Origin of the sequence: Candidatus Merdisoma sp. JLR.KK006, assembly GCF_036941035.1 — a bacterium.
In the GTDB taxonomy this organism is placed as follows: domain Bacteria; phylum Bacillota; class Clostridia; order Lachnospirales; family Lachnospiraceae; genus Laedolimicola.
This window is the reverse complement of record NZ_JAYMNS010000001.1, coordinates 310,453-323,510: the sequence shown is the minus strand read 5'-3', so window position 1 is coordinate 323,510 and position 13,058 is coordinate 310,453. Positions and strand designations below refer to the sequence as shown.

Genomic DNA, 13,058 nt, shown 5'->3' with positions numbered 1-13,058 from the left:
TTTTCGTGCAAAAGCATCCCTTTTTCTGTGACAAGATTGTGACTTTTCACAGAAAAACAGACTGACTATAATGAAGCTAAGAGAACGAAAACAGTAGAAAGCCCAAGGAGGTTTGAAGATGAAGGATAGAATTACAGAGCTAAGAGATGCTTTTTTTAGCGCAGTACGTGCGGCAGATACGGAACGAGCTGTGCTGGTGACGGAGAGCTATAGACAGAATGAAAATAAATCAGAGACAATGAAGAAGGCTCTTGCATTGCGTCATGTGATGGAACACATGACTATAGCAATTCATAAGAATGAGCTGATTGTAGGCTGCCATGCACAGAAGGTACGCAGTACGCCGCTGTTTCCGGAATATGCTGCTGGCTGGATATCAAAGCAGATGGATGATTTTTCTACTAGACCAGGAGATCGTTTTGCCATTACGGAGGAACAAAAGGGGCAGCTTAGAGAATGTCTAAAGTATTGGGAAGGGCGCGCGTTAGATGAGAGAGTGGAAGCGTGTATTCCAAAGGAGCTGACACGCATCATAGACTTTGGAGTTGTGTATAATGCAAGCTACTCATCCAAATCTCCAGGGCATTTGGTTCCAAATTATGAATATCTGTTAAATACAGGCTTTGAGCAGATGATCACCATTTGTGAAGAAAAGCTTGAAGCACTTGACCTTAAGAAGGATGATTATATAGAAAAAAGAGAGTTCTATCTTTCTTGTATAGAGGCTATGAGGGCAGTCATCCTTTATGCAGAACGTTTTTCAAAATTGGCCAAGGAGCTGGCAGAGCAGGAGGAGGATTTGCAAAGAAGGCGAGAATTGCTTGAGATAGCTGCAAACTGCGCAAGAGTTCCGGCAAAGCCTGCACAGACCTATTGGGAAGCCCTGCAGTTTCTTTATTTTATACAGCTTTCCATTCAGCTAGAGGGAAATGGGCTGGCGATCAGCATCGGGAGAATGGATAAGTTTTTGTATCCCTTCTATAAGGCGAATGTGGAGAATGGAAGCTTGACTCATGAGAGTGCACTAGAGCTGATGGAATGTCTGTACCTAAAGCTCAGCGAGATTGATAAGATCTCATCCAACGAATCGACTGCTGTAAATACAGGACCGGCTCATGGTCAAACCATTACTGTCGGGGGAACTCTTGCTGATGGCAGCGATATCACCAATGACGTGACTATTCTTGTTCTAGAGGCGGATCGAAGAATTGCTCTGGCACAGCCGGATATCGCTGTTCGTATCCATAAAAATACCTCCCAACGCCTAATCGATGAGGTGACAAGGAATGTTAAAATGGGGCTTAATAAGGTGAAGATTTATAACGATGAGCTTATTACAGAAGCAGTAAAAAGGATTGGAGTTCAGGAAAAGGATGCCTATAATTTTAGCTTTCTAGGGTGCAGTGAACCAGTGATAGACGGCAAAACCAATAGCTGGGGGAACAGTGGACATATTAATCTGTCAAAGTGCTTGGAGCTGGCTTTAAATGATGGACAATGTATGATAACAGGAAGGCAAATGGGGCCTCATACAGGTGATGCTTCTTTATTTACCTCCATTGAGGATGTGAAGCAAGCATATCGTGAGCAGGTGAATTATTTTACAGACATTCTTGTAAAGTATGATAGAGTGATTGATATGTGTCATAAAATGTATTTGCGCCTTCCATTCTGTTCGGCTGTGATTGAGGGATGTATAGAAAAGGGTGAGGATTTTGAAGTGGGTGGAGCTGAGTACAATTTTGCTTCTCCACTTGGGGTAGGTCCGATTACGGTGGGAGATTCTCTGATGGCCCTAAAGAAATTCGTGTTTGAGGAAAAGACTTTGAGAATGAAGGAGGTTCTAGAGGCATTGCGAACAGATTTCCAAGGAAAGGAAGCCCTTCGAATGATGTTGAAAAATAGGGCACCCAAGTATGGGAATGATTTGGATGAACCAGATGAGATGAGTAATTTTGCGATTTCAGTATTTTGTGATGCCTTAGAGGGATATAAAACTGCACGAGGTGGGGTATTTACAGCAGGGATTTATTATATGACAGCCAATGTTCCCAATGGAAAGCGTACAGCGGCAACGCCAAATGGAAGACACGCAGGAGAGCCCTTAAATGATGGAGGGGTTTCTCCGACCCATGGAGATGACAGACTGGGGGCAACAGCAATCTTTAAGTCAGCGGGGAAGCTTTGCAATGTACGAGCAGGGCACGGATCGGTACTGAATCAGCTTCTGCATCCATCCATTTTTAAGGGGGAGGGCTGCGAACACATATTTGGTGAATATGTACGCAGTATCTGTGACTGTGGAGTTTGGGAAACCCAGTTTAATGTAGTAACAAAAGAGGATTTGATGGAGGCTAGGGAAAATCCGGAAAAATATCGGGGATTGGTGGTACGTGTTGCAGGCTACAGTGCATTTTTCACGGCACTCGGAAGAGAGGTTCAGGATGATATTATTGACCGGACCAGTCTGATGGAATTTTAATTATGGTAGGACGAATTACGAATATTCAACGATTTTCTGTGCATGATGGACCAGGAATTCGCACCGTGGTATTTTTAAAGGGATGTACACTTCGCTGTAGATGGTGTTGCAATCCAGAGGCTATGCTGCAAGAATCGGTGCTGATGTTTCAGCCAGAGCTTTGCATTCGCTGTGGTGCTTGTGTTTCGGCATGTGCTATGGGAGCTTCTGGGACTTTGGAGCAAATCACTCTGGATCGTACTCGCTGTACAGGCTGTGGTGCTTGTGAGGAGGTATGCTATGCAGGGGCAAAATATAAAAAAGACATTTATATAAGTGCAGAAGCGCTATGGAAAGAAATTGAAAAGGATAAGATTTTCTATAAGAGAACAAAGGGAGGTGTAACCTTTAGCGGAGGGGAAGCACTTTTGCAGGCGGACTTTTTGACAGAGCTTTTAAGGCTTTGCAAAGAGGGGGGAGTTCAAACTGCCGTTGAAACCTGTGGAAATGTTCCGTGGGAAAGCTTTGAACAGATACTTCCATGGATGGATTTGTTCTTATTTGACATCAAGCACACAGACAGTGCAAAGCATAGAGAATATACAGGTGCAGGCTGTGAGAAAATTATGGAAAATTGTAGGCGGCTGTGCAGCAGGGGAAAGAGCGTTATTGTACGTGTACCTGTGATACCAGAATTTAATTTTCATAGAGTAGAGCTGGAAAGTATTATTCGATTTGCAAAAGAGGTAGGAGCAAGGGAGGTGGATTTCCTTCCCTATCATCGTTATGCAGCAAATAAATATCGGTATCTTGATATGGAATATTGGAATCCGGGTGTTCAAAGACTAGACAAAAGCTTGGTGGAGGAATGCTTGGTGGGAATTGATACGAAGTTGGAAATTAGAATTGATGGATAAAAGTAAGTCTGCAAGTCTGTTTAATAACAGATTTTGTTACATATAGAAGCGACATTGTGCTGTGCATTAGAATTGGGACCTATGTTTTTGAATTTTATAATATGAAAGATTGAGCCGGGACAAAGAGAACGTTTGGCGCTTGACTGGGGGATGGATATATTTTTCGTTCGGCAGATATTGTAGGGTGGAGAAAGTCAATTGAAGAATTAATGAATGAACACTGGAACTACATTGCACGAGGACATGGCGGCATTGTGACAGCAGATTATCTAAAAGATGTAGCATGGTATTTAGAACTTTTGGACAATGCAAGAAAGTGGCAGGAGATTCACAACGAAGAAATAAATCCTGATACAGTGGAACATCCTTTCGAAAATTTGAGTCCAGAATTAGCTCAAATTGTAAGTGAATTAACAAAGGTCGTAGATCCGAAAAATGTAGCCAGACAAATCAACCAGCTATTTTATAAAATCAGATGAGAGTGTTATCTCTCAAATAAATAATAAATCATTCAAACAGTCTTTGCTAAAAAGCTGAGACTGTTTGACGATGAAAAAGCTGAGTAAAATTGTCTTGAGAAAAATGAAATCTAGAAAGCGGAAATATAGAAAATTTGGAAAAGCCAGTTTTTGGTTGACAAACCAATTTCCAATGCTATAATAAGCCTATGGAAAAATACATAGGCAAATGCGTAGAAGAGACGAGTAGGCTGTGGAAGATGCCAGAGAGGGATGTGTATGCTGGAAGCATCCTCATCGGGAAGCAGAGGACTGGAAAGCAGTATAGTCCGTACTGAAAACTACCTCTGAGCGGCCCCAATCCGGCCCGGTGACTCCGTTATCGTCCAATGAGTGGTTTTAGAGTAATTGAGGATTAAAACAAGTAGGGTGGAACCGCGATAAGAATTTGTCGTCCCTTTCTGTCGAGTATGGCAGAGAGGGACTTTTTTTGCGCAGTGAACATGTGCAAATGGAGGAAAGTGGTGTGAAGAAAGGAGAATTGCAGAATGAATACAGAGAAGAAAGAGAAGCTTTTGTTGGCGCTGGCCTGTTTTTTTGCAGGCATGGTGTTTGGATTTTACAGTGCGCCCATTAAGAAAGGGATTTCCGTAACATGCGGAAATAACAATACGATTGAAAAAGAGAGAAAGAGGAGAGAAGAAAAATGAAAATAACATTAAAGGATGGATCCGTAAAGGAGTATGCAGAAAGTAAATCTGTGTATGAGATTGCCCTTGACATTAGCGAGGGCCTGGCAAGAGCGGCCTGTGCCGGGGAATTGGATGGCCAGGTAGTGGATTTGAGGACTGTGGTGGAACAGGACTGTGAGCTTAGTATTCTCACAGCCAGAGACGAGAAAGGCTTATCTGCCCTGCGCCATACGGCAAGTCATGTGATGGCTCAGGCGGTAAAGCGGCTGTATCCCTCCGCTAAGCTGGCGATTGGTCCTTCCGTGGCAGACGGATTCTATTATGATATTGATTTTGAAACCCCCATTACTGCTGAAGATCTGGAACGGATTGAGGGTGAGATGAAGAAGATAGTAAAGGAAGCTCTTCCTCTGGAGCGTTTCACTCTGCCAAGAGACGAGGCTCTTGCATGGGCGAAGGAGAAGGAAGAGCCTTATAAGGCAGAGCTTATTTCCGATCTGCCAGAGGATGCCGAGATCAGCTTCTATAAGCAGGGAGAATTCACGGATCTCTGTGCCGGTCCTCATCTTCGAAGCACAAAGGATGTGGGAAAGGCTTATAAGCTCACCAGTATTGCAGGAGCCTACTGGAGAGGGGATGAGCACAATAAGATGCTGACCCGTATCTATGCTGCCGCATTTGCGAAGAAAGATGAGCTGGAGGCTTATCTGACCATGATGGAGGAGGCAAAGAAGCGTGACCACCGGAAGCTTGGAAGGGAGCTTGGACTCTTTATGATGCATGAAGCTGGGCCGGGATTCCCGTTCTTTCTTCCAAAAGGAATGACTCTTAAAAATACGCTTCTGGATTACTGGAGGGAGATTCATAAGAAAGCAGGATATGTGGAGGTTTCCACTCCTATTATTTTAAACAGAAGCCTGTGGGAGACTTCCGGCCATTGGGATCATTACAAAAATAATATGTATACCACTGTCATTGACGAGCAGGATTATGCAGTGAAGCCTATGAATTGTCCGGGCGGAATTTTGGTATATGCATCGGAGCCCCGCTCCTATCGGGATCTGCCCATGCGTGTGGGAGAGCTTGGGCTGGTACATCGCCATGAGAAATCTGGCCAGCTCCATGGTTTGATGCGTGTGCGCTGTTTTACTCAGGATGATGCTCATATCTTTATGACACCGGAACAGATTAAGGGTGAAATTATGGCGGCAGCCAGGCTGATCAATGAGGTTTATACCCTCTTTGGTTTTGAATATCATGTGGAGTTGTCTACCAGACCGGAGGACAGCATGGGAAGCGATGAGGACTGGGAGATGGCTACGGAAGGTCTTAGGAGTGCACTGGATGAGTTGGGCCTTGATTACGTGGTAAATGAAGGGGATGGAGCATTCTATGGACCTAAGATTGACTTCCATCTGGTAGATGCCATCGGAAGAACCTGGCAGTGCGGCACCATTCAGCTTGATTTCCAGCTCCCCCAGCGGTTTGAGCTGGAGTATATCGGAGCGGACGGAGAGAAGCATCGTCCCATTATGATTCACAGAGTAGCCTTTGGCTCTATCGAGCGGTTTATCGGCATCTTGATTGAGCATTTTGCAGGCGCATTCCCCACCTGGCTGGCTCCGGTACAAGTAAAGGTTCTGCCTATCTCTGAGAAGCATATGGAGTACGCACAGAAAGTAATGGAGGCACTTACCGCAGCAGGAATTCGTGTGGAGCTGGACGGTCAGGCTGAGAAGATTGGTTATAAGATCCGCAGCGCCCAGATGCAGAAAGTTCCTTATATGCTGGTAGTAGGCCAGAAGGAAGCAGAGGAAGGTCTGGTATCTGTCCGCAGCCGTTTTGCAGGAGATGAGGGCCAGAAGAAGCTGGATGCCTTTATTCAGGATATCTTGAAGGAGATAGAATCAAGAGAAGTTCGTCAGAAGCAGACGGAGGATACAAAGTAAGGAACAGGGGGACTTAATAGGACAGGGGGATCCAAGGGCAGAAATGCACAGGGTTGCTCTGTCTCTTTTTGTGGGTAATACTTCCATAAAAAATGCAGTGGCCAGAGGATAGAAAGCTGGGATACAAGGAGGAACGGGGTATGCCGGAACTGGTGGAACGTTTTATCAGGAATCATAAGTTGGATGACAGGGAAGAATACAAGAAGCTGTTAGAGCAGCTGGAGGAACCAGAAACGGCGGAATATCTCAGGACAGAGGCAGTAAGGCTTCGGGAGCAGTATTATGGAAAGAAGATTTATATCCGGGGACTGATTGAATTTACCAATTACTGTAGAAATAGCTGTTATTACTGTGGGATTAACAGGGAGAATCAGAAAGCAGTGCGATACCGTCTCTCCGCAGAAGAGATTCTTGCGTGCTGTGAGAATGGCTGGCGGCTGGGATTTCGTACTTTTGTTCTTCAGGGGGGTGAGGATCCCTGGTTTACGGATAAGCGGCTGGTACAGCTGGTTCATTCGGTAAAGGAGGCGTATCCAGAGTGCGCCCTGACTTTATCTGTTGGAGAACGTTCTATTGATAGCTTTTACAGGCTTCGTAAAGCCGGGGCAGATCGCTATCTGCTTCGCCATGAGACGGCAGATGAAGTCCATTACGGGAACCTGCATCCGGCGTGTATGAGCTTACCTATAAGAAAGCAGTGTCTTAGGAACTTAAAAAGTCTTGGGTTTCAGACAGGAGCAGGTTTTATGGTAGGAAGTCCGGGGCAGACATATTGGGAGCTTGCAGAGGATTTGGTATTTTTAAAGGATCTTCAGCCGGAAATGGTGGGAATCGGCCCCTTTATTCCCCATCATGATACAAGATTTTGTGAGGAACCGGCAGGCAGCGTGGAGCTGACTCTTAAGCTGCTGTCCGTGGTTCGGATTTTGCTCCCCACAGTGCTGCTTCCGGCAACGACAGCCCTTGGCACTTTATCTGCGGATGGAAGGGAAAGGGGGCTGATGGCAGGAGCCAATGTGGTAATGCCCAATATATCACCAAAGAACAATCGGAAGCAATACAGCCTTTATGATAATAAGCTCTGCGAGAACGAGGAGGCCGGAGAGGGATTTGAGGCTTTGAAAAGGCGTGTGGAAACGATTGGTTACTATTTGAGCATGGAGAGAGGTGACGCCCTGGTATAATCTTCAACGAATAATCGAACCTTATATTGGTGTAAAATTCTGATATAAGGCTTCGGTATTTACCGAACAGTGTACCAGGGATTGGTGAAGGATTGGAAAGCTTGCAATTTGAGGATGGATGATTATGAAAAAAGAATTGGATTATATTCGTGTGGACGAGGCGTTGGGAGGCAATCAAGATTGGTTTTTGGATCCCTTTATGAAAGGGGGAGGCTGTGCGGCGGTTACAGCTTGTGATCTCTGTATCTATTTTGCCAGGCATAGAGGTCTTCGGGAGCTGTATCCTTATGATGCAGGGAGGCTCGGCAAAGAGGATTATATACGGTTTTCCAAGCAGATGAAGCCCTATCTGCGTCCCAGATGGCAGGGGATTGATACTTTGGATATTTATTTGGAAGGGATTCAAGCTTATTGGAAGGATGTGGATTGCAAGGCCCTTTCGGCGAAGGGGCTTTCGGGGACGGAGCCTTTTGAGATGGCGAAAGAGGCTGTTTGCGGGCAGATTGACAAAGGGATTCCGGTACCCTTTTTATTGCTCCGTCATAAAGAACCAAGGTTCAAGGATTATGTCTGGCACTGGTTCAATTTGGCCGGATATGAGGAATTTGAAGAGGAATTCTTTGTGAAGGCAGTAACCTATGGGGAGATGGAATGGCTGAACTTACGCAAGTTGTGGGACACAGGATTTGAGCGCAGGGGCGGGATGATTCTTCTGCAAATCAAAAATGGTTGAATATAGATGGAAAATATGGTAAAATCGGGAAGATATTTAATAATTCTTTCCTTGGTTCTGCACAGGAAGGAGACAGCGATGGAAAAGGCTGAAAAGCCTATGAGATAAGGAGAAAACAAAAGCTATGGAACAGTACAAGCAGGAATTTATTGAATTTATGATAGACTGCCAGGTCTTAAAGTTTGGTGACTTTGTGACAAAGAGCGGAAGGAATACCCCCTTTTTTGTGAATACAGGTTTTTACCGTACAGGTTCCCAGCTTCGCAGATTGGGACAGTATTATGCAAAGGCCATTCAGGATGCATTTGGCTTGGAGTTTGATGTGCTGTTTGGGCCGGCTTACAAGGGCATTCCTTTGACTGTGGCGGCTTCAATGGCGATCAGTGAGTTGTATGAGACAGACATCCGCTACTGCTCCAACCGCAAGGAGGTAAAAGATCACGGAGACAAGGGTATTCTTCTGGGAAGCCCTATACAGGACAAAGATCGAGTTGTGATCATTGAGGATGTTACCACAGCCGGAACCTCTATTGAGGAGACGCTTCCCATTATTCGAGCTCAGGGAGAAGTAGATCCTGTAGGACTGGTGGTATCGGTAGACCGAATGGAGCGGGGGCAGGGGGAAAAGAGCGCCCTTCAGGAGATTCAGGAAAAATATGGTCTGAAAACAGCAGCGATTGTTACTATGGAAGAGGTAGTGAAGCATCTTTACAATCGGCCGTACAAAGGGAAAGTTATCATTGATGATACATTAAAAGAGGCAATTGATGCATACTACTTAAAGTATGGAGTAAATAAATAATAAAAAGGGATATTACGGGACTTATATCAGTAATATCCTGCTAGTAGTCCGTACCGGAAATCCTTGTGCACAGATCGATTTACAGACACATGGATCTGTGGCTGTAAATCGATCTAAATAAAAGTGCACTAACAGGATATTACGGGACTTATAATAGGAGGAATTTAATGAACGAAAAAGCATATAAAACCATGACAGGAGTAGGTGCAGGAAATTTGGTAATTGGGATTATTATTTTGGTTGTGGGGCTGACAACTGGTATTTTGACCATTGTAAATGGCGGCAGGCTGCTGAAATCAAAATCAGACCTGATGTTTTAAGCAGGACAAAGTGGATGAAGAAAGAATCGATTGGGAAGCTTCGATTGGGCGGGCGGATATTGCTTGGCATTTATCTGGCGTGTCTGATTTATTTTATGTTTTTTTCGGAGAGCTATGGCCGGACGGAGGTTCATCGGGATTATCACTATAATCTGGTATTGTTTCGGGAGATTCGGCGTTTTATTCAGTATCGCCATGTGGTGGGAACAATGGCGGTTCTTATAAATGTGGCAGGAAATGTGGCAGTATTTATTCCTCTGGGGTTTGCGCTGCCTGTCTTGTTTGAGCGTATCCACAGCTTTGGGCAGGTATTGATTTTGTCTTTTTCTATCAGTCTGCTGGCAGAGACCATGCAGCTTGTGCTTCGGGTGGGCTGCTTTGATGTGGATGATTTGCTTTTGAATACCATTGGCGGCTGTATTGGATATGTGATATATGGGATATTCCGCTGCTTTTGGAAAAGAGGAAGATATGGCAAAGAGAAGCTATAAATTTACAGATAAAAAGCATACACGGCAAGGGATTATTTCCAGCTTATTGGGCGTGGCGGCTTTGGCTTTGCTGGCGGCTGGTTTGGTGACAGCCTATGGCATGGCAGAGGGAACAGGCCCCACTACAGCGCTCATGGGCTTTTTGTCTATGGTGTTTTCCGTGATTGGTTTTGTGCTTGGGGCCAGAGGGTTTCAGGAAGAGGAGGTATATTATCTCTTTTCTAAGATTGGCATAGGACTGAACGGGCTCCTGTTTGTAGTGTGGGTGCTGATTTTTGTTGCAGGCATGTAGCGAAGCGCCTGTCTAAGAACCAAGCAGCGAAGAGCAGGAAAACGGCATGCGGGATGGAGGCGGAAAAAATGAGAACAGAAATATGGAAGCAGGAAAATGAAGAAATCCGAGAACGATATGAATTGAGTATGGAGCGGGTACAGGCTATGGGGAGAGAAAGGTCTGTGGCTGCTCCCTTTTATGATTATTTTCACAAAACGGCAGCATTTATAGAGCGTATGGGGGAGCTTGCCAAGGCAGCAGGAAAAGAGAATTTTTCAGAGATTTCTCTAGAAGAACTTCAAAAGCAGAATCGGGAGCTTTATGCCGATGTGGCTGGAGAAGAATACAAAGAAAGCTACGCCTGCCTGGAGACGGCGGTTCGGCGGTTGGGAGAGGGCTATGGTCAGATTTTAAGTTTCCTATATACAGAAATCCGGGGGATGATTGTCTGGGCTTACGAGCAGCGATTTACGGATTTGACGGTTGTGACGGAGCTGTTTATTGAGATATATAATGCCTTTGAGGGAGGGACGCCGGATATTCAGAGCCTTAAGCAGACTATTTATTGGTATATCAGCGATTACTGTGATGTGTGGATTCCAAACCGTATTCGGGAGCAGCTTGATCCGGGATTGTCCTTTGCAAAGGATATTATTTGTGAGGCGGATTTGAACGATGTGCGCTATTTGTACCGTTTTGGAGAGTATATTACAGAAAATGAAATAAAAATGAGCCGATTTTTGGCAGGTCTTCCTCAGGAACAAATAGATGCCATGGCGTCCACATTTACAGAGGGATATCGGATAGGCTTTGATAATGCAGGCATTGATTTGAGCCGTAAGAGAACAGTAAATATCCGCTATTCTCTGGGGTTTGAGCGAATTGTCCGTGCAGCCATCGGTCAGTTTAAGGGAATGGGGCTTGATAGTATCATTTACCGGCAGGCCGCACACAGCGTCAACCGCAGACCCCAGGGCAGCCCGGGGTATCAGACTACGGCATTTTCCAAGCAGTATTTCTATGATCACAGAGAGGATGCTGCCTTGTATCTGGACAGCAAGCTGGTGGAGCGCAAACTATCTGTATTGCGGTCGGCTTATGAGGAATATCAAGAGCTGGCAGCGGTCCATGCAGGGCCGGCAGTGATGGAGGTTTTCGGAGAAAAGCCGTTTCTGCCGGAGAATTGTCCTGAGGCTTTGCGGTTCAGTGAAAAGCAGCAGGAGCTGAATGTTCGCTACAACAGCGGAGCCGGGCAGATTATCAATAAGTACATTCCGGGGGATGAGCGCAGCTTTACCATCATTGCCTACCCTGTTCCGGAGATTGGACCGCAGTTCCCGGAGATATTTGCAGAGACGGTAAAGATTAATACTTTGGATTACCATCTGTATCAGGAGCTGCAGCAGAAGCTGATTGATGCTTTGGATCAGGGGGAGAGTGTGTATATTCGGGGAGCAGGTGGTAATCGGACGGATCTGACGGTAGCTCTTTGGGAGCTTACAGACCCGAAGAAGGAAACCTTGTTTGAAAATTGTGTGGCAGACGTGAACATTCCTGTAGGGGAGGTCTTTACTTCACCGAGATTGACTGGTACTAATGGGATTCTCTATGTCAGTGAGGTTTACTTAAATGAGTTGAAATATTTAGACCTGGAACTGAAACTGGAAAATGGAAAAGTAACAGACTATACTTGTAAAAACTTTGATACTGAGGAGGAAAACCGGAATTATATTCGAACCAACGTCTTGTTCAACCATGAGACACTTCCGCTGGGGGAATTTGCTGTGGGAACCAACACGACAGCATATATGGCGGCCAGAAAGTATGATATTGGAGCGAAGCTGCCGATTCTCATAGCAGAGAAAATGGGCCCTCACTTTGCGCTGGGAGATACTTGCTTTTCCTGGTCTGAGGACACGCCTACCTATAATCCTGACGGAAAACGCATGACGGCTAAGGAAAATGAGTGTTCCATGCTTCGAGGTGAGGATTTGTCTAAGGCTTATTTTAACTGTCACACAGATATTACGATTCCCTATGATGAATTGGAGTGTATTCGGGTGAATTGCAGGGATGGGAGGACTGTTTCGATTATTGAAAAGGGACGGTTTGTTCTGCCGGGGACGGAAAAACTGAATGAACCATTTGATGAATCGGTTTAGAGATGTTTAGGAGAATTTTGGTTGACAAGGGATCTGAGACAGGTTAAACTCCTTTATGAGTAATAGCGGTTTGTACACTGGATTTAGTCAAAAAGGGAGGACTTTAGTATGGCAAAGGTAGGAATTGTAATGGGCAGCGATTCGGACATGCCCGTCATGAGCAAAGCGGCAGATATTCTGGAGCAGCTGGGAGTGGACTATGAGATGACGATTATCTCAGCCCACCGGGAGCCGGATGTGTTCTATGAGTATGCCAAGACAGCAGAGAGCAAGGGATTCAAGGTGATTATTGCAGGGGCAGGCATGGCGGCCCATCTTCCGGGCATGTGTGCGGCGATTTTTCCCATGCCTGTGATTGGCATTCCCATGCATACCACATCACTGGGAGGCAGGGATTCTCTCTATTCTATAGTACAGATGCCGTCAGGTATTCCGGTGGCAACAGTAGCGATCAACGGAGGAGCCAATGCGGGACTGCTGGCGGCAAAAATACTGGCGGCTTCCGACGAGGCACTTCTTGACCGGTTAAAGGCATATTCGCAAGAGCTTAAGAAACAAGTGGAGAAGAAAGCGGAGCGGCTTAAAGAGGTGGGATATAAAAATTATTAAACAATC

Annotated in this window: 13 protein-coding genes; all 13 read left to right on the top strand. The window is 45.4% G+C overall.

The annotated features are described in order from the left end of the window. The first annotated feature begins 118 nt into the window (after positions 1–118). The 13 genes from VSQ61_RS01485 to purE all read left to right on the top strand — a co-directional run bounded on the left by VSQ61_RS01485 (position 119) and on the right by purE (position 13,052). A complete protein-coding gene (locus tag VSQ61_RS01485) occupies positions 119–2,482 on the top strand; it encodes a glycyl radical protein (RefSeq protein WP_334342657.1) in 2,364 nt (787 codons plus the stop codon). Between the two features lie 2 nt (positions 2,483–2,484). Continuing rightward, the gene (locus VSQ61_RS01480; protein ID WP_334342656.1) at positions 2,485–3,378 is read left to right on the top strand and encodes a glycyl-radical enzyme activating protein; all 894 of its coding nucleotides are present in this window, start codon (positions 2,485–2,487) and stop codon (positions 3,376–3,378) included. A gap of 209 nt (positions 3,379–3,587) precedes the next feature. Then, the gene (locus tag VSQ61_RS01475) at positions 3,588–3,857 is read left to right on the top strand and encodes a hypothetical protein (protein ID WP_334342655.1); all 270 of its coding nucleotides are present in this window, start codon (positions 3,588–3,590) and stop codon (positions 3,855–3,857) included. Positions 3,858–4,384: 527 nt separating this feature from the next. Continuing rightward, complete coding sequence (locus VSQ61_RS01470) at positions 4,385–4,546, top strand: hypothetical protein (RefSeq protein ID WP_334342654.1); 162 nt, start codon at positions 4,385–4,387, stop codon at positions 4,544–4,546. Continuing rightward, positions 4,543–6,477 carry a threonine--tRNA ligase gene (thrS, locus tag VSQ61_RS01465; protein ID WP_334342653.1) on the top strand — a complete coding sequence of 645 codons (1,935 nt, stop codon included), beginning with the start codon at positions 4,543–4,545 and terminating at the stop codon, positions 6,475–6,477. The genes VSQ61_RS01470 and thrS overlap by 4 nt, the downstream gene beginning before the upstream one ends. A gap of 140 nt (positions 6,478–6,617) precedes the next feature. After that, on the top strand, positions 6,618–7,661 hold the full coding sequence (gene hydE, locus VSQ61_RS01460; RefSeq protein ID WP_334342652.1) for a [FeFe] hydrogenase H-cluster radical SAM maturase HydE: 1,044 nt from the start codon (positions 6,618–6,620) through the stop codon (positions 7,659–7,661). A gap of 124 nt (positions 7,662–7,785) precedes the next feature. Then, positions 7,786–8,394, top strand: a complete 609-nt coding sequence (locus VSQ61_RS01455; protein WP_334342651.1) for a hypothetical protein — start codon at positions 7,786–7,788, stop codon at positions 8,392–8,394. A gap of 124 nt (positions 8,395–8,518) precedes the next feature. Next, entirely contained in the window at positions 8,519–9,196 is a 678-nt protein-coding gene (pyrE, locus tag VSQ61_RS01450) for an orotate phosphoribosyltransferase (protein WP_334342650.1), read from the top strand. A gap of 167 nt (positions 9,197–9,363) precedes the next feature. Further along, positions 9,364–9,516: a hypothetical protein gene (locus tag VSQ61_RS01445; protein WP_334342649.1), complete on the top strand. Its 153-nt coding sequence runs from the start codon at positions 9,364–9,366 to the stop codon at positions 9,514–9,516. Between the two features lie 14 nt (positions 9,517–9,530). Then, a complete protein-coding gene (locus VSQ61_RS01440; protein WP_334342648.1) occupies positions 9,531–10,007 on the top strand; it encodes a VanZ family protein in 477 nt (158 codons plus the stop codon). Next, on the top strand, positions 9,988–10,299 hold the full coding sequence (locus VSQ61_RS01435) for a DUF6142 family protein (RefSeq protein WP_334342647.1): 312 nt from the start codon (positions 9,988–9,990) through the stop codon (positions 10,297–10,299). Before VSQ61_RS01440 ends, VSQ61_RS01435 begins: the two co-directional genes overlap by 20 nt. A gap of 68 nt (positions 10,300–10,367) precedes the next feature. Continuing rightward, entirely contained in the window at positions 10,368–12,443 is a 2,076-nt protein-coding gene (locus VSQ61_RS01430) for an aminopeptidase (RefSeq protein WP_334342646.1), read from the top strand. Positions 12,444–12,551: 108 nt separating this feature from the next. Next, the gene (gene purE / locus VSQ61_RS01425) at positions 12,552–13,052 is read left to right on the top strand and encodes a 5-(carboxyamino)imidazole ribonucleotide mutase (RefSeq protein ID WP_334342645.1); all 501 of its coding nucleotides are present in this window, start codon (positions 12,552–12,554) and stop codon (positions 13,050–13,052) included. The last annotated feature ends 6 nt before the right edge of the window (positions 13,053–13,058 follow it).